Annotated in this window: 16 protein-coding genes and 2 pseudogenes; 15 read left to right on the forward strand and 3 right to left on the reverse strand. The window is 39.1% G+C overall.

Annotated elements, in window-relative coordinates; translation table 11 throughout:
- Positions 1–81 precede the first annotated feature (81 nt).
- Both DTA23_RS09740 and DTA23_RS09745 read left to right on the forward strand, forming a co-directional pair.
- Positions 82–1,257, forward strand: coding sequence for an IS4 family transposase (locus DTA23_RS09740; RefSeq protein WP_112374444.1), 1,176 nt, complete (start codon positions 82–84; stop codon positions 1,255–1,257).
- Between the two features lie 115 nt (positions 1,258–1,372).
- Entirely contained in the window at positions 1,373–1,699 is a 327-nt protein-coding gene (locus tag DTA23_RS09745; RefSeq protein WP_112374572.1) for a hypothetical protein, read from the forward strand.
- Positions 1,700–2,011: 312 nt separating this feature from the next.
- Here DTA23_RS09745 and DTA23_RS09750 read toward each other — a convergent pair whose 3' ends face one another.
- Entirely contained in the window at positions 2,012–2,416 is a 405-nt protein-coding gene (locus DTA23_RS09750; protein ID WP_112374573.1) for an NUDIX hydrolase, read from the reverse strand.
- 137 nt (positions 2,417–2,553) lie between these two features.
- A complete protein-coding gene (locus DTA23_RS09755) occupies positions 2,554–3,342 on the reverse strand; it encodes a PhzF family phenazine biosynthesis protein (protein WP_070568473.1) in 789 nt (262 codons plus the stop codon).
- Positions 3,343–3,670: 328 nt separating this feature from the next.
- On the opposite strand from DTA23_RS09755, the gene ligD reads away from it, so the two are divergent.
- Together ligD and DTA23_RS09765 are read left to right on the forward strand one after the other, a co-directional pair.
- Positions 3,671–6,370 (forward strand): DNA ligase D, encoded by a 2,700-nt coding sequence (ligD, locus tag DTA23_RS09760; RefSeq protein WP_112374574.1) that lies wholly within the window; start codon positions 3,671–3,673, stop codon positions 6,368–6,370.
- A 39-nt stretch (positions 6,371–6,409) separates the two neighbouring features.
- The gene (locus tag DTA23_RS09765) at positions 6,410–6,595 is read left to right on the forward strand and encodes a hypothetical protein (RefSeq protein WP_112374575.1); all 186 of its coding nucleotides are present in this window, start codon (positions 6,410–6,412) and stop codon (positions 6,593–6,595) included.
- Between the two features lie 73 nt (positions 6,596–6,668).
- Here DTA23_RS09765 and DTA23_RS09770 read toward each other — a convergent pair.
- Positions 6,669–6,848 (reverse strand): annotated as a pseudogene (locus DTA23_RS09770) (zinc-binding dehydrogenase); the annotation flags it as partial.
- A gap of 640 nt (positions 6,849–7,488) precedes the next feature.
- Between DTA23_RS09770 and DTA23_RS09780 the strand changes: the two are divergent.
- From DTA23_RS09780 to DTA23_RS28860, 11 genes and pseudogenes are all read left to right on the forward strand, one after another.
- On the forward strand, positions 7,489–8,325 hold the full coding sequence (locus DTA23_RS09780; protein WP_112374576.1) for an SDR family NAD(P)-dependent oxidoreductase: 837 nt from the start codon (positions 7,489–7,491) through the stop codon (positions 8,323–8,325).
- 99 nt (positions 8,326–8,424) lie between these two features.
- The gene (locus tag DTA23_RS09785) at positions 8,425–9,375 is read left to right on the forward strand and encodes a helix-turn-helix domain-containing protein (protein WP_112374577.1); all 951 of its coding nucleotides are present in this window, start codon (positions 8,425–8,427) and stop codon (positions 9,373–9,375) included.
- A gap of 142 nt (positions 9,376–9,517) precedes the next feature.
- Positions 9,518–10,090: a Crp/Fnr family transcriptional regulator gene (locus tag DTA23_RS09790; protein WP_112374578.1), complete on the forward strand. Its 573-nt coding sequence runs from the start codon at positions 9,518–9,520 to the stop codon at positions 10,088–10,090.
- A gap of 78 nt (positions 10,091–10,168) precedes the next feature.
- Positions 10,169–10,558: a RidA family protein gene (locus tag DTA23_RS09795; RefSeq protein WP_112374579.1), complete on the forward strand. Its 390-nt coding sequence runs from the start codon at positions 10,169–10,171 to the stop codon at positions 10,556–10,558.
- 240 nt (positions 10,559–10,798) lie between these two features.
- Complete coding sequence (locus DTA23_RS09800; RefSeq protein ID WP_112374580.1) at positions 10,799–11,416, forward strand: alpha-ketoglutarate-dependent dioxygenase AlkB family protein; 618 nt, start codon at positions 10,799–10,801, stop codon at positions 11,414–11,416.
- Positions 11,417–11,638: 222 nt separating this feature from the next.
- Positions 11,639–14,530, forward strand: a complete 2,892-nt coding sequence (locus DTA23_RS09805) for a response regulator (RefSeq protein WP_112374581.1) — start codon at positions 11,639–11,641, stop codon at positions 14,528–14,530.
- 210 nt (positions 14,531–14,740) lie between these two features.
- On the forward strand, positions 14,741–15,109 hold the full coding sequence (locus DTA23_RS09810; RefSeq protein ID WP_112374817.1) for a nuclear transport factor 2 family protein: 369 nt from the start codon (positions 14,741–14,743) through the stop codon (positions 15,107–15,109).
- 150 nt (positions 15,110–15,259) lie between these two features.
- Positions 15,260–15,391 (forward strand): annotated as a pseudogene (locus tag DTA23_RS31065) (helix-turn-helix domain-containing protein); the annotation flags it as partial.
- A 251-nt stretch (positions 15,392–15,642) separates the two neighbouring features.
- Positions 15,643–15,990, forward strand: coding sequence for a helix-turn-helix transcriptional regulator (locus DTA23_RS28850; RefSeq protein WP_256603285.1), 348 nt, complete (start codon positions 15,643–15,645; stop codon positions 15,988–15,990).
- A 35-nt stretch (positions 15,991–16,025) separates the two neighbouring features.
- On the forward strand, positions 16,026–16,385 hold the full coding sequence (locus tag DTA23_RS28855; protein ID WP_239468884.1) for an FAD-dependent oxidoreductase: 360 nt from the start codon (positions 16,026–16,028) through the stop codon (positions 16,383–16,385).
- A 38-nt stretch (positions 16,386–16,423) separates the two neighbouring features.
- Entirely contained in the window at positions 16,424–16,675 is a 252-nt protein-coding gene (locus tag DTA23_RS28860; protein WP_256603288.1) for an FAD-dependent oxidoreductase, read from the forward strand.
- Positions 16,676–16,707: the final 32 nt, after the last annotated feature.

Here is a 16,707-nt window from a genome sequence, read left to right on the forward strand (position 1 = left end):
CGTCCTAAACGTTTAAAAAGTGGCGGTGTTTAGATATAGCAAAGTTGCTATATTTAAATCGCAAAATTATAACACACCGCCATGATAAATTTAAACGTTTTTAGTCAGATTTTATCTCTTATCGACCGCGAATTATTCAAAGATTTGGTTTCAAAGCACAAAAGTGACAAACATCAGAAAGGGATCAACAGCTGGACGCATCTAGTCAGTATGCTTTTCTGTCATTTTTCCTCGGCAGATTCGGTTCGTGATATTAGTAACGGTTTACGCAGTACCACTGGTAATCTGAACCACTTAGGTGTAGTAAGAGCTCCAAGTAAGTCTAATATATCCTATATCAACACACACCGTACCCATGAACTTTTCAAAGATCTTTACTATTCTGTTTTGGATAGGCTTTGGCAAAAGGACACCCATTTTCGCAAAGATCTTGGTCAGCTAAAGCGTAAAGTATATCTGATGGATGCCAGCATCATCCCCTTATGTCTATCTGTATTTGACTGGGCTAAATTCAGGAGCACCAAAGGTGCGGTAAAACTGCACACCGTTCTGGATTATGATGGCTGCCTGCCTGTTTTTATGCAGATTACCGATGGAAAAGTACATGAGAGCCAGCGGGCCGGTAGTTACAGTTTTTCTAAGGGAAGCGTGGTGGTAGTGGACCGTGGCTACGTGGATTACAGCTGGCTTGGGGATTTGGACAGCAGGGGCTGTTATTTCGTTACCAGGAGTAAAACCAACATGAATTACAAGGTTATCAAATCATATCAGAGTGAAGCACTCTTGGAAAAGGGAATCATTAAAGATGAGATCATTGAGCTTTCCGGTGCTGCCTGCAATAAATACAATTCCAAACCGTTACGCCTGGTCCACTTTTGGGACAGCACCACTGGTAATGAGTACCACTTTTTGACCAATAATACTAAATGGAAGGCTTCTTTGGTGGCAAACATCTATAAACAACGCTGGCATATCGAAGTCTTCTTCAAGCATCTAAAGCAGCGCTTAAAAGTATCGACATTCATAGGGACTTCTGAAAATGCAGTGATGATACAGATCTGGACTTCACTGATCGGCATATTACTGTTAAAGTACCTCCAAAAGAAGGCCAAATATGATTGGAATCTTTCCAATCTTGTGGCATTTATCAGAATGAATATCTTCGTGAAAATAAACATCTGGAAATGGATAGATGATCCATTTGTCAGGCCTCCGGTCAAAGGAAAAAATGGACAGCTGAACATCTTCACGGAATGAAAAGTAGGGGTCAAAATTCAAATGAGCAAAAAATCAATGGTTGTAACACAGAAAACGACTCCTAAAATTTATTTAGGACACATGTGAGTTTTTATCTATTAACGATGTTAATGATTTGGTATATGTTATCGAGAGCAAGATATTGAATGGTTATGACTTGTATTTATCAAATAATCTGAATAGCGATAAAATAGTAATTGGAGCAAAAGATTTAAACCGCAGCTATAGTATACCGAATACTGATTCGACCAAATCAGGCACATCGGCCATTTACATTTATCATGAAAAGGAATATCAATTGGATAAAACAGCTATTCCAGTTTACTTGTCACTTTCTAAAAAGGATTCGCTACAGGTAGACCTTCCGAAAGGAGTATATAGATATGTCAAGCGAGATCATTATGGGGCTATAATTCATCAAGAAACTATTGCGGTAGAATGATTAAAACATCGCGCAGGATATAATTTTCGCTTATGTTATTTTTCGTTGTTAAAGGGACATGGGGGGTGAAGGTAAAACCATGTTCGAGAAGCTAACTACGCCTTTTTTTACAAAAAATAAAACGAAAGCAAATCAACCGTTGTTATAAGAATACTTTTCATAAATTAGGTTAATAACAGGTAGTAAAAACCTTGAGATCCCCCCTCAAGGTTTTTTGTCTTTATCTCACTGTTTTACTGAGCTATGCACAAACTTTCAAACAACTTGGTATTTATCCTAAGCCCATTAAAGTCGCAGCAGCTCCGGTAGGCACTAGTTGATCAGGTCTAGTTCTTTCAATTTTCCCAATATAAGTCGGACGACGGCAGAGGTTCTGCCAACATCACTGAGGGTTATCCATTCAAATGAATCGATTTCACTTGCTGCCTGTAGTGTGCCCGAATAATCCGCAAAATAGCAGGTCATCTTCACGATTACATCAGCCTCTTTGCCATCGGCTGGGGCTTGGAAGGTCTCAAAATAACGGATCGAATCTTCTTGGACCTCAACGTTGAGTTCTTTCTTAATTTCTCGCTTCAGACATTCTATGTCAGATTCATTAGGTTCTCTTTTGCCTCCTGGCAAATAGAGCTTTGACTTTGATTTGGAAAGTGCCGTCAACACTTTTTTATCCGAAATGCTGATCAATGCGACCTTATCTATAACCTTATTGTCCATATTACAAATTTAGTGAATTAAAATGATGTAATCGGTTAACAAGCTATGATCACTTCGCTTTTTCCTGTTTGGATTAAAGTTGTTTTTTTTTATTCTTATTACAGCATTTTAACGATGTACTTCTAAAGCAATGATCGTTAATCGATCCAAATGAAACCCTGAGAATAGGTACGGGCCTTACCGGCCACGATCACTCTATCGTTTTTGTTTTCGCAATAAAGTTGCCCCTCTCTTTCAGACAGCTGACGGGAAAAAAGAGTATCCTTGCCCAATCTTGATGCCCAAAACGGAATAAGGGAACAATAGGCAGACCCAGTAACGGGATCTTCGAGGATCGTTGATTGCGGTGTAAAGTATCTAGATACAAAATCACTGTCGTTTCCTGTTGCTGTGACGACCACACCTCCGGGATCAAGATTAATCAGATCAAAAATGGATCTGTTAATGTGGATGTTTCTGACCTCTTCCTCAGATTCGTATAGTAAAACATAATCTCTTGATTTATAAGTCTCTTTGGGTTGGATGTTAAGCGAGTTTTTAATAACGTCGGGCAGTGCGGAAGGCTGTGGCATTCTGGATGGAAAATTCATATAATAAACTTCGTCTTTTATATCAACAGTTAATTCACCTACTTGCGTTTCAAAAACAATTTTGCTTTTTTGATAGTCTAGGTGCTTAACCAGGCAATGGACGGTCGCTAAGGTTGCATGGCCACATAGGTCCATTTCAATTTCAGGTGTAAACCATCTTAAATGGATTGTATCACCGTTATCTATGAAAAAGGCCGTTTCCGCCACAGCATTTTCACGTGTAATTTTAAACAGTGTCTCATCGGGTAACCACTCTTTTAACGGTACCACGCAGGCTGGGTTTCCCCGGAAAATTTCTTCTGTAAAGGAATCTATTTGATATAGTTCTAACTTCATGATGGATAAATTGCTGTCGTTTGTAAAGTTAATTCAATTCATGAAGATTAGCTTCATTGTTTACAGAATTTGACAGTAAACGCTATATTAACCGATGCTGTACAATCCCTTTGAACAGGTCCCGGGCTGTCAAATCCAAAGATTATTATGTTCTTTTTCGCTCAAATTTTTCCTAACTGTAATTAGGTAGAAATACAGCAGATGTTATTGTGAAGCAAAATGATGAATAGTAATAAACAGTTGAACAACATTTTGAGGGAAATATTTTAAACCTTTTTCATGCTACTATTGTGTTATAGAGAAAATGGGGTAAAGTAAATAAATAGCTATGGGACTATCGAAATATCGTGAAAAGCGTTCTGAAGAGAAAACCCCGGAACCGTTTGGGGGACAGCCAAGTGGGACTGAACTACGCTTTGTTGTGCAGAAACATGATGCCTCTCATTTACATTACGACTTTCGTCTTGAGATGAATGGTGTTCTGAAAAGTTGGGCAGTACCAAAAGGGCCTTCTATGGATCCTAGTATTAAGCGCCTCGCTATGATGGTAGAAGATCATCCCTATGATTACCGAGACTTTGAAGGGGTGATCCCCAAAGGTCAATACGGTGGCGGTACCGTGATCGTCTGGGATGAAGGGACGTATGAGCCAGCTGAAAGTGGCCTTAAGGAAGTAGCTAAACAAGAAAAAGACCTGTTGCATCAGCTCTATTCCGGCAAGCTTAAATTTAAGCTCAATGGTCAAAAGCTAAAAGGAGAGTTCGCTCTTGTTAAAGCCCACGGACGTGGAGATAACGGGTGGCTGCTCATGAAACTAGACGATAAATATGCCAGTGAGAAAGATATTACAACAAAAGATAAATCAGTGATCTCAGGCAAGACAATTCCACAGATGGAAAAATCACCCGATCAGGTTTATGGTAAACATATTATCAAAAAAGACAGTACGGTAAAAGATAAGCGTTCAACAAAAAACAAAGCATCTGAGCTAATCAATGATCAGCTTGAAGCTGTTCCTACGGCGACTTCCAAAAAGAAAACGAATATTCAGGCACTTTTAAAAAATGCGCCAAAACAAAGATTCTATTCCCATATCGAGCCTATGCTCGCTACCTTGGTCGATAAACCCTTTGATGATGAGGGCTGGATCTATGAAGTCAAGTGGGATGGATATCGCGCAGTAGCTTTTATGAATAAAGGTGAGTTGGAACTAAAATCCCGTAATGACAAGAGCTTTAATGAAAAATTCTATCCCATCTATGATCAATTGAAGGAGCTGAAATTAGATGCCATCTTGGATGGGGAAGTTGTCGTTTTAGGTGGAAACGGCACGGCCAATTTTGGCTCGCTCCAAAATTGGCGGAGTGAAGCGGATGGCGATCTGGTTTATTACGTTTTCGATATCCTTTGGTATCAGGGACAGGACCTGAAAGACCTGACATTGCTCGAGCGTAAGGCAATTTTAAAAGAAATCATTCCCAAAGGCAACAGTATCCTGGTCAGTGAACATTTTGAAACTTCCGGAATACATTTTCTGGAGGAGGCTAAAAGGCTTGGCTTGGAAGGGATTATGGCGAAGCGTAAAGATAGCACCTATCATATCCATAATCGTTCTAAGGACTGGCTTAAAATTAAAGCAAACAAAAGACAGGAAGTGGTCATAGGCGGGTATACACTGAATGATGATTCAAGTAAGCAGTTTAGTAGCCTTCTTGTAGGCGTCTATGAAGGAAAAAAATTGATCTACACCGGAAAAGTCGGTACTGGCTTTAATGATAAGCTTCAAAAAGAAATGATGAAGCTATTTAAACCGCTTGTTATCAACAAAGCACCTTTTTCTGAAGAACCTGATGTCAATAAGCCCTCGCGTTTCAGACCAAATCCGCCACATGCTACCGTGACATGGCTTAAACCGGAGCTTGTCTGTGAGGTGAGCTTTGCGGAATTAACCAGCGACGGTATTATGCGGCATCCTTCGTTTGACGGAATGCGCGAAGATAAAAGTGCCAAGAAAGTAATTCTTGAGGAGGAAACTCCTACAGAAAAAATGGTAGACGATATGGAAGATAAAATTGTTACACCCAGAGTAAAAGGGCCGCGGAAAACGCTATTAAATCCGACGGATAAAACCCAGGTCAAAAAGATAAATGGACATGAACTAAAGTTTACCAATTTAGATAAGGTGTTTTGGCCGAAAGAGGGAATAACCAAAAGAGACCTCATTAATTATTACTATCAGGCTGCTCCATTTATATTGCCTTATCTTAAGGATAGGCCGCAGAGCATGAACCGTTTTCCAAATGGCATTGAAGGCGAAGGTTTTTATTTTAAGAACGTGACTGATACGGCGCCGGAATGGGCAGAGACCTATCTCTACCACAGTGAAACAGATGAAAAGGACCGTCATTATCTTGTGGGCAAGGACGAAGCCACATTGCTCTATATGGCGAATCTCGGCTGCATTGAAATGAACCCCTGGAGCAGTACGGTTAAAAAGCCTGAAAATCCGTCGTTTTGTATAATTGACCTTGATCCGGACAAAAATTCGTTTGATCAGGTTGTTGAAGCTGCTCAGGTCACAAAGAGCATATTGGATGATATGGGGGCGACTAGCTATTGCAAAACCAGTGGCTCTACAGGGCTTCATATCTATATACCACTCGGTGGCAAATATACCTACGAACAATCTAAAGAGTTTGCCCGGGTAATTGTCACGCTAGTCCATCATGAGCTTCCTAAATTCACCAGTCTAGAGCGGTCCATAAAAGACCGCAAAGGTAAAATGTATCTTGATTTTTTGCAGAACAGGCCACATGCGACCATTGCAGCCGCATATTCTGTCCGCCCCAAGCCAGGAGCGACAGTGTCTATGCCACTCCATTGGGACGAAGTGAAAAAAGGGTTAAAAATAAGCGATTTTCATATTTTAAACGCGATTGAAAGAATGCAGAGCGAAGGAGATATTTTTAAACCTGTATTGGGAAAAGGGATTAACCTAAAAAGTATAGTGGATAAATATTATAAATAAATTTCATTTTTAAAAATCAATAACTTTAAACGAGTATTTATGAACGTAAAACGCTTTTTCGGAACAATACTGACTATTCTTGGTATTGTCGGTTTAATTTATACAGGCTATGAACTCATCAATAAAAGCACTACGTACACCAATTTAGGGGTAGTGGGCGTATTAGCTTTGATTTTCTTTTTTGCCGGTATCGGTCTGGTGAAAAATACCAAAGACGAGTCTTAGCATTAGCCACCAGTTAAAGACCAGCAGGGATTATAGTATATGGTGATCTCGATTTTTTGCATCGCTGACCGTTTTATAAGGTAACCACTACCTTTCCGACGGTACGGCCGGTTTCGATTTGTAGATGAGCTTTTGCCATCTCGTCGAAACCGAAAACATGCGAAATGTGCGGTTTTAAAATACCATTTTCCAATAAGGATGCTATTTTCTGCATATCGCGACCACTTGAATAGACTGACATGAAATAACAGGCATGTAACTGTTTTTTTTGAGCCTGAAGCTCATCCGCTTTGCTGGCTTATGAATTTGGATTTACAGACGAAAGCCATATCAACAAGTTCTTCAAAAGACATAAGGGTATGATTTTAAAAGGGTTTCGTACCAGTGCGCTCTTGGGTAACAGGGAAGAGGCTTAAGTCAGATGCTCGGCTTTTTTATAAAAGATCAAACGAATACTGCATTCTGGTTGTTCCTAATACGAAAAATGAGACGATTGCTTTTGCTGGCTTGATTTACACTTTGTCAAGCCAGCATTTTTTGAAACCGACTATCCCATTATTGGGATCATAACTATATATCAGGGCCGGACTATTCCGGCCTTTTTTACTATATGGTAGCAAATCTTGAACCTGGGATATTTATTGTATATGTCGGGTTGCCTTTTGCAGATATTGCCTTTAGCTACTTCATCTTGCTGTACAACTAATGTTTTTTCTAGATCATCCCAAGGCTGTTTCACAGCCTTGAAAACATGTTGAGAAATTTTCTAATACCATGATACTAAATTCCAGTAGCCCGTAATTCTTTATTTTGGTTAGGATTATCCTCATTATGGCAACGTAAGTAAATCCATTTTAGAAGCAACTTTGCATTCATATTAATATTAGTTAAAAATGGAAAATAGGCAAAAGGAAAAAGTTTGGTTCATTACAGGATCTTCAAGAGGATTTGGAAAAATATGGACAGCAGCCGCTTTGAAACGTGGCGACAAGGTGGCAGCTACAGCACGTAATATAAATAGTATTGCCGCGTTAAAAGAAACGTATGGCGATCAGGTTCTGGTTCTTGAAGTGGATGTAACCAATCGCTCCCAAGTGCAAAATGCGATCCACCAAGCCAAGCAGTATTTTGGCAGATTGGATATTGTGCTCAATAATGCAGGGTATTCTTTAGTGGGGACCATTGAAGAGAGTAGCACTGATGAGGTAAAAGCCATGTATGAAACAAATATTATCGGACCTATCCATGTGATTCAGGCAGCATTACCCATACTGCGAGCCCAAGGGCATGGCCATATTTTAGGGACATCCAGCGCTGTCGGCATTTATAGCAATCCCCTAATCGGGTACTATTGTTCTTCGAAATTTGCGTTTGAAGCTATTTACGATAGTTTGTCTAAAGAAGTTGCGGCATTTGGCATCAAAGTAACGCTGATTGAACCTGGGGCTTACAATACCGAATTTGGCAGCACCGAATCACTGAAAATAGCCAGCAAAAAGCTACCGGATTATGATGATTTGAAAAGTCAGGTGATGAAAAATTTACAAACGATGAAGCGGGGAAATCCTAGTGCCACTGCCGATGCGCTATTTGCTGTTGTAGATGCTGAAAACCCACCGTTGCGATTCCTTTTGGGTAAAAATGATCTGCCATTTATCCGTCAAATTTATTCAGAGCGTCTCCAGGAATGGGAAACCTGGAAAGCGATTTCTCAAGCAGCCCAAGGCTAGTGATCTATGTCGTCGGTAACAATCTTGCGATCTATTCGCTTTTCTTTTTTGTGAGGAAAAGCGAATATTGTTTAACTTGTAACCTAGAATTTTTATAATATGGTTTCCAAAAAATCGAATCATTCCGTAAAAAGATTTAATACGCTGGCCGATGTCATGCAGGCATCAGGTTTTCCGCCGCCGCAGCATCCCTTAATTGTTTTGTTGAATGGGGTAGACAAGCCACTTGAAGGTCATGCTCCTCCTAAATCACATGTGTTGAACTATTATAAAATAGCTTTTAAACCAGATGCCGGAGGGGAACTAATCTATGGCCATACCAAATTTGATTTTAAAGAGGGCGGTCTGTTTTTTGTTGCTCCTCAGCAGATTCTCTCTGCTATAGAAACGGATAAGCAGAAGGAAACTGGAGAACAAAGCATACTTCGCCCACAGATCACGCTGCTCATAGATCCTGATTTTTTATTGCACTATCCGTTAGCCCAAAAGATCCATCAGTATCACTTTTTCTCCTACGCTACCAATGAAGCGTTGCACCTTTCGAACAAAGAAAAAGAAACCATTCTATCACTTTTCAGAAATATAGAAGAAGAACTTGAGAACCGTATAGACGAGATGAGCCACAATGTGATCATCGCCCAGATTGAACTGTTGCTTAATTATGCCCAACGATTTTATAACAGGCAGTTTCTGACCCGAAAACAAAACTATCCAAGTATTGCCGAGCGTATTGATCAATTGTTGGAGGATTATTTCAATAGCGATAAGGTCCTGAGTGGAGGAGTTCCTACTGTGAATTATTTGGCTGATCAGCTGCATATGTCAGCGAGTTATTTAATCGATCTGTTGCGAAATCTTACCGGTCAAAACACCCAGCAAATCATTCATGATAAAATGATTTATCGGGCAAAGAATAAGTTATCTACCACAGCTCTCCGCATTTCTGAAATTGCATTTGAATTAGGTTTTGAACAACCGCAATCTTTTAGCAGATTGTTTAAATTAAAAACCAAACAAAGTCCACAACAATATAGAGCTCAATTCAAATAATTTTTACGAATACTTAAACTCTCCGCACTATTTTTTCCGCGGCGGATTTGTATCAGCGTTTTTGAGAAAACACTTCATTTAGTCAATTTTACAATGGAAGTTTTAACACTTGTAATCAGCAGTAAATGGTACTTACAATCTAATGGAAGATAAATATAATCTGTTAAAAGAACATATAGAGAAAGTCGTTGTACTTACTGAAGATGAATTTGACTTGGTAAAAGCATGTTTTATTCAACGGCAGTATAGAAAGTCGGAATGTATTTTTAGGGAGGGCGATACCGTAAACTATATTTACTTTGTATTGTCTGGTCTTCTTAAATTTTATTATACAGACGATGACGCTAAGCAACATATTGTTTCATTTGCAATGGAAGACTGGTGGGAAACCGATGTTTCGGCCTTTTATACACGCGGAAATGCTTCATTTACTTTGGAATGTCTTGAGAACACAGAATTACTTTGTCTATCGCTGGAAAATTTTGAAAGGTTGTGCAATAGGCTTCAAAAGATGGAACGCTTTTTCCTTCGTAAATCAATTGCCGGCCATATCGGGTCACAGCAACGGATCTTATCATTTTTAACCTCGGGAGCAAAGGAAAGATATGAGCAGCTGATCAAAAGAAATCCCGCTTTGCTGCAACGGATTCCAAAATTGTTGCTTGCTTCTTACCTAGGCGTATCCAGGGAGACATTAAGCCGTCTGTTTTCTTGATTTTATTTAATTGTGAGGTTTGTCACACAGATGAATGTAAAAATATTTTGAGCTTTGCTCCATAATAATTTTACGGAAATGGAAAAGAAAATAATCAATCCTTGGAACTGGCAGGAAGCCAGAAATTATGTGCAGGCTGTTGAAATTAAACATGCCAATTCAACCTTATATGTGTCGGGACAATGTGCTATTAGTGATGATGGCGTATCGAGCACTGCTGATATGAGAACGCAGATTTTTCATACTATTGAAAATCTTGGAAAAGTTATTCAATCAAGTGGATATGAAGCTCGACATCTCGTTCGCCTCAATATCTACACGACCGATTCTACAGCGCTATTTGAAAACTTTGATGTAATTCAGGATTGGATTACTAAAAATAAAGTGAAGCAAACAAGTACAGTTTTGGAAGTCAAGACATTGTTTGAAACTTTGAAGGTAGAACTGGAAGCAACACTGGTTAAATAACGTCAGGATTAAAAAAATGGCGATAGCTCGTTATTTGCCATTTTTTTATTGTTGAATAACGTCCATAAACCGCATTTGGTTGGAAACTCATAAAGGACAATTCTAATAGCTATAAAACGAAATAATCAGCAAAACTTTTCCCCTAAAATCGCAAACGCTCTGCAGCGAGGATTGTTCTTTCTTTGCAGGCATAGGTTTTTGATGCTTCGGAAAATCGTATAAATTTTAGCTCATTATTCCATGGATCAGCTTAGCTTATTTCAACATGAAGGATATATTTTTCCGGAAGATCTCCTGAACTTTGAACCGGACTTCCTTACGCAGGAGGAAGCTAATCAGTTGTTTGATTTCCTGCTGAAAGAAGTTCCCTGGCAGCAGACATCCAAAATAATGTACGACCGAACGATATTGACTCCTCGCTTGACCGCCTGGTATGGCGACGAAAATGCTACTTATCAAATGGCCGGAAAAATTATAGCCGTGAACGAATGGCTTATCCCATTAAAGGCGTTGAAGGAGCGGATTGAACAGCGGTTTCATTGTACATTCAATTCCGTCTTGCTCAATCTATATCGCGACAACAACGATTCAGTCGCTTGGCACCGCGATCGCGAGAGCGAATTGGGCAATAGACCCGTGATCGGGTCGGTGAGTCTGGGACAAGCACGCTATTTTGATTTCAGGAAAGTGGACGATCATAATAAGAAGTATTCGTTGCTACTGAACCATGGTGCTCTGTTGTTGATGAAAGGCAATTTGCAGGAGACATGGGAACATCGAATCGCAAAATCTACGCAAAAGATGAGGGCAAGGATCAACTTGACATTTCGCCTGATCAACGAACTAGAGAATGAATAAACAATTTTTGTATAAAGATCAAAAGAAAGAGAAACGTCCCTTGTTATAACAATACTTTTCATAAATAAGGTTAATAACAGATAGTAACAACCTTAAGTTCTCGATTCAAGGTTGTTTATCTAACATATTTTAATTTGAATTAATTCTTTTTTTATTAAAAAACTATTCAAATAAAATTGTTGTTTTGTTATAAACTAAATTTCTATAGCATATTATAACTTTATGCACAATCAAAGATACCCCAAAAACGATAACAGCCATCCTCTTATCATGGATAATAATTATAAGCTGGTCGCTGATATGATTAAAAAAGATCTTTTTGGAGTGCTCCTTAAAGCTAAATTAATATGTAATACGGAAATTGCAGTGTTGACTTTATTTGATAACAGTCAAAATTTTGTACAGACTTATTTTCATGATGTCGATGGCAATGTAAGTATCGATAAGGTATTTTTCGACTATTTGTTTGATGTCAACGGCACGCTAGAAATTCCAGACGTTAGCACTGAGCCTCAATCGCAGCGCAATTCAGTTATTTTCCAAAATTTTGGCATACTGTATTATTATGAGGCACCGTTAATCGGTTACGACGGAAAAATAATTGGTTTTTTAAGCGTTATGGATAGACGCCCCAACAAGCTTACGGATAGTCAACGGACTCTTCTTTCATTATTGTGTATAGAAGTTCTTAATTTACTTCAAGAGAAAAACCAGCATCTCCAGTTAACTAGTAAGTTGGAATATGTGAAGTCTACACTAGACATGACCAGTCAGGTTGCCAGAGTAGGGAGCTGGGAGTATGACTTAGTTGATGATTATATCGATTGGTCTGAAATGACCAAGATTATTCATGGGGTCCCAAAGGACTATCGTCCATCTATTGAAACAGCAATAGAGTTTTACAAGGATCCTCAACATAAAATGAAAATTGCTCAGGCTATAAATTGCGCAATATCTACGGGAGCATCTTGGGATCTTGAATTAGAGATTGATACCTATCAGGGTACAAGGTTGTGGGTTAGAGCATTGGGCAAAGCAGCTTTTAAAAAGGGTAAATGTGTTCGACTATATGGCACTTTTCAGGATATCGATAAGCGTAAACGCTCTGAAGCGGAATCGATACGTTCTAAGAAAATGCTTGAAGATGTTTTGAATGCCACTACTGCCGTTGCTATCATAGCAACTGACGCAGAAGGGGTGATAACCCTTTTCAACCGGGGTGCAGAAAATTTATTGGGGTATAAAAGTGAAGAAGTGATCGGTAAAATTACGCCGACATTATTTCATAGCAGTAGAGAAGTTAGAGATCGCGCGAAGGAACTTGAAATTGAATTTGGCTATCCGATTAGTGAATTTAGAGTGTTCGTCGAAATAGCGGAGCGCTACGGATACGAGCAAAGAGAGTGGATTTATATAAAAAAGGATTTTACGCAACTTTATGTATCTCTTGCCGTTACTGCAATGCGTGATATTTCTGGTCAGATTATAGGTTATCTTGGCATTGCCACAGACATCACGAAGATTGTACTTCAAAGAGAAGAGTTAGAGAAAGCTAAAAAGCTTGCTGACCAAGGTAGCGTGGCGAAGTCAGAGTTTCTCGCCAATATGAGTCATGAAATTCGTACACCTCTTAATGGGATTATAGGGTTTACGGATTTGATGAGTCGAACAAAACTAGACGATACACAAAAAGAGTATCTTTCCATTGTTGATCAGTCTGCTAATCTTCTTTTGAGTATCATAAACGATATACTTGATTTCTCTAAAATTGAAGCTGGCAAATTGGAGCTTTCTATTGAAAAAAATGATCTGTATGAGATGTTTGCTCAGGTGGCAAGTTTGATTGATTTTCAGTGGAAAGCCAAAAAATTAGATTTTCGGGTAAATTTATCAGAATCACTACCACATTATGTTTGGGTTGACTCACTTCGTCTCAAACAGGTGCTCATGAATCTTTTAAGTAATGCAATAAAATTTACGGAAAAGGGAAGTGTTGCGCTACATGTTGATGTACTATCTTCGGACGAAAATTCCACGACGCTTCGCTTCTGTGTTACGGACAGCGGAATCGGTATTAAACCGGATAAACAGCAAAAGATATTTGAAGCATTTTCTCAAGAAGACGCGTCAATAAGTAAAAGATTTGGAGGAACAGGGCTAGGACTTAGCATTTCCAACCAATTGCTAAAAATGATGGACAGTAAATTACAATTGGAAAGTGAACACGGAAAAGGTAGCAAATTTTATTTTGAAATAACATTGAGATCTCTAAAAGGGGATGTATATGAATGGAAACTTTTAGAATCTTTACATATTATGATACTCGCCCGGCGAGATGCCGAACGAGCAAATATTGCATTGATGTTGCAGATGAAGAAAGTTAATGTCTCGTTGGCCGATAACGGATTTGAAGTTCTTCAATTGTTGACTAAAGGAGAACGGTATGATGCGATTATTATCGACAATGATCTACCTATTATGAACGGTATCGATACTGTAAAAAAAATCAGGGAAAAGTTACTTTACAGAGGAGTTGGACAGCCCGTAGTTTTAATGTTATCAGTGCTTGAAACCAACCCAGCCCTTATTGCTGAAAGCAGCAATATTATTCATTGTATTAACAAACCAGTTAAAGTAGATCAACTGTATTCAACATTAGTTGCTGCGCTACAGCTGAATGAAGGATCTATCAAATATGCTGAAAAAGAAACGCTCTTTTTGGAAGGCAAATACAAGATTTTAATTATTGAAGATAATAAATTTAGTATGTTGCTCACCAGAACCATTGTACAGAATGTTCTTCCCAATGCTGAAATCATAGAGGCTGTCGATGGTTTCGCGGGATTTGAATTGTTTAAGGACAATAGGCCTGATTTGGTATTCATGGATATACAGATGCCTGAAATGAATGGATATGAGTTAACTGAATTGATTAGGAAAAATGAGGACGGTAGGATGCATACACCAATTATAGCATTGACTGCAAGCAATATTAAGGAAGAAAAAGAACGATGCATTTCGTGTGGAATGGACGATTTTGCAGTGAAGCCTTTTGTTAAGAAAACGGTGCTGGAGCTTTTGAGAAAATGGTTGATAAACGACGACAATGAGTAAAGAATAAATCTAATTCACAATTATCGAATGTCCTACTTAAATCCTAATCTCTACAGTTCGTCGTAGCATTGAATATATCTTATTTCATTGTTTAAAACAACATGTTCCTCTGTGTGGTTTTATAAACTAACGGGGTATCATACTGATCCATCACAAGATCTAATGCTTGTAGACCGACAAAAATTAATGATTCAAAACAAATTGATAAAAATGAAAAATATAAGAATATTACAGATAGCCAATGAATTTATAGCAAAGGGAGATTATGAAAGCTTCTTAGCTTATTGTACTGCAGACACGAAATGGGTCTTTGTAGGGGATCGTATCCTCCATGGAAAAGAAGAAGTCCGTGCTTATATGAAAGAGTTCTATCAGGAACCACCAGTTTTTAATGTGGAAAAATCGATTGAGGAAGGCGATTCTGTTATGGTGACCGGAGAAATTCGGTTGAGAAATAAGGCCGGAAAATATGAGCATTTCGATTATTGCGACATTTGGCGATTCGAAGATGGAAAAATGGCAGAGCTTAAAGCATTTGTAAATGAAAAACACGGATCGCCGCTATCGTCATCCGAATAGGCTTGGTATTTGATCTATTTCGTGTGTGGTTATACAATAATCCGTAATTTTGATTGAACGTGTGGGGCTTTTCACCGGATGTGCCATATTGAATTTAGCGGGGAAGGCTATTGCGCACAAACTCACTAAAGCAATGGAAAATGAATTAAAATATCAGGCAGTAAAACTGACAGGCCGTTAGCGGATTTTGTTGACAGCTTTTGGCTTTTACAAAATCAATCGGATTGTGATAAAGAAGTTGTGGTACTGCCTGACGGAAGAGTTGATCTATTTTTTACGCAATCTGCAACAGAGCCTTTCCACATGACGCTTTTGGGCATCCAAACTAAGCCGGGGCGGCGACCATTGCGCCTTTGCGACAGACTTACGCCATCAGTTTTAACCCGCTTGCAATCCAATCTGTTTTTCAGACCAGCATCGCCAACTTGGTGGACAGGGCAAGCCTCTCGCCTCCTAATTTTGAACTTTAGTGCCGACGACCTGAATGACTTTGATTTATTCTGTGCGAAAGCTACAAAAAAATACAGTCACTTTTGCCACGTGAAGTTGACAACAGGAACGAACACTGTTCGACCTTATTTATACATCAAACGGGGCGATTACAATCAAAGAACTTGCAGCACAATCGTTTTGGAGTCGGCAGCAGATCAACCGTTATTTCGATCAGCAGTTCGGATTACAGCAAAAGCATATTGCAATATTATCCGCTTCCGTGCTTCCTTCCAGCACATCAAGAAGGCAAATTGTTTCCACAACAAAACTTTGCCGATCAATCCCATTTTATTAAAGAAGTCAAGAAACTTGCTGGTGTTTCACCAAAAGAACTGTTGAAGAACCAAAATGAGCGTTTTATACAATTTTCAACGCTCAGATCCACCTAATTTTGTTCAGTCAAAAAAATTAAATTGTACTGGATATGAAATTACAAGACAAGAAAGTTGCGGTTATTGGCGGTGGTCCTGGCGGACTCACACTAGCCAAACTCTTACAATTAAAAGGAGTAAATGTAACTGTATATGAGCGTGATAGTAATAAAGAAGTTCGCCAGCAGGGAGCCACACTGGACCTGCACGAAGAAAGTGGATTGGAAGCTCTTCGCAGGGCAAATTTGATGAATGAATTTAAAGCTAGCTTTCGACCCGAGGCTGGACGTTTAAGGGTGTTGGACAAGCAGGCCATCATCAAAATGGATGAGCACGAGCTTCCACATAAGGATCAGGAAGATCGTCCTGAAATTGATCGTGCCCCTTTGCGTGATATTTTAATAAACGCATAGCATGAGGTACCATTGTCTGGGACAGTCAGTTTGTTTCAATGGAAGAACAGGATCATGGCTGGCTTCTGCATTTCAAAAACGGAAAATCTTTTTACGCTGACCTTGTCGTCGCAGCGGATGGTGCAAATTCAAAAATTCGCCCTTATTTAACCGATATTAAGCCAATTTATTCTGGCATCACGATTGTTGAGGGAATGTCTACGAGGCTGAAGAAAACGCACCGAAACTTTGGGAAATCACAAAAGGCGGAAAAGTCTTTGCGCTTGGAAACGGACAATCCATTATCTTAAGTGCAAAAGGAGAGGGCAGTTTATCGTTTTAT

It is taken from the genome of Sphingobacterium multivorum (genome assembly GCF_900457465.1).
GTDB classification, from domain to species: domain Bacteria; phylum Bacteroidota; class Bacteroidia; order Sphingobacteriales; family Sphingobacteriaceae; genus Sphingobacterium; species Sphingobacterium multivorum.

Excerpts from the sequence above, each read along its gene's own strand:
- DTA23_RS09755 (WP_070568473.1), bottom strand. The coding sequence starts at position 3,342 with ATGAAGTTAGAACTATATCAAATAGATTCCTTTACAGAAGAAATTTTC.
- DTA23_RS09765 (WP_112374575.1), top strand. The coding sequence starts at position 6,410 with ATGAACGTAAAACGCTTTTTCGGAACAATACTGACTATTCTTGGTATT.
- DTA23_RS09805 (WP_112374581.1), top strand. The coding sequence starts at position 11,639 with ATGCACAATCAAAGATACCCCAAAAACGATAACAGCCATCCTCTTATC.
- DTA23_RS28855 (WP_239468884.1), top strand. The coding sequence starts at position 16,026 with ATGAAATTACAAGACAAGAAAGTTGCGGTTATTGGCGGTGGTCCTGGC.
- DTA23_RS09810 (WP_112374817.1), top strand. The coding sequence starts at position 14,741 with ATGAAAAATATAAGAATATTACAGATAGCCAATGAATTTATAGCAAAG.
- DTA23_RS09790 (WP_112374578.1), top strand. The coding sequence starts at position 9,518 with ATGGAAGATAAATATAATCTGTTAAAAGAACATATAGAGAAAGTCGTT.
- DTA23_RS09795 (WP_112374579.1), top strand. The coding sequence starts at position 10,169 with ATGGAAAAGAAAATAATCAATCCTTGGAACTGGCAGGAAGCCAGAAAT.
- DTA23_RS09785 (WP_112374577.1), top strand. The coding sequence starts at position 8,425 with ATGGTTTCCAAAAAATCGAATCATTCCGTAAAAAGATTTAATACGCTG.
- ligD (WP_112374574.1), top strand. The coding sequence starts at position 3,671 with ATGGGACTATCGAAATATCGTGAAAAGCGTTCTGAAGAGAAAACCCCG.
- DTA23_RS09740 (WP_112374444.1), top strand. The coding sequence starts at position 82 with ATGATAAATTTAAACGTTTTTAGTCAGATTTTATCTCTTATCGACCGC.
- DTA23_RS09800 (WP_112374580.1), top strand. The coding sequence starts at position 10,799 with ATGGATCAGCTTAGCTTATTTCAACATGAAGGATATATTTTTCCGGAA.
- DTA23_RS09750 (WP_112374573.1), bottom strand. The coding sequence starts at position 2,416 with ATGGACAATAAGGTTATAGATAAGGTCGCATTGATCAGCATTTCGGAT.
- DTA23_RS28860 (WP_256603288.1), top strand. The coding sequence starts at position 16,424 with ATGGAAGAACAGGATCATGGCTGGCTTCTGCATTTCAAAAACGGAAAA.
- DTA23_RS09780 (WP_112374576.1), top strand. The coding sequence starts at position 7,489 with ATGGAAAATAGGCAAAAGGAAAAAGTTTGGTTCATTACAGGATCTTCA.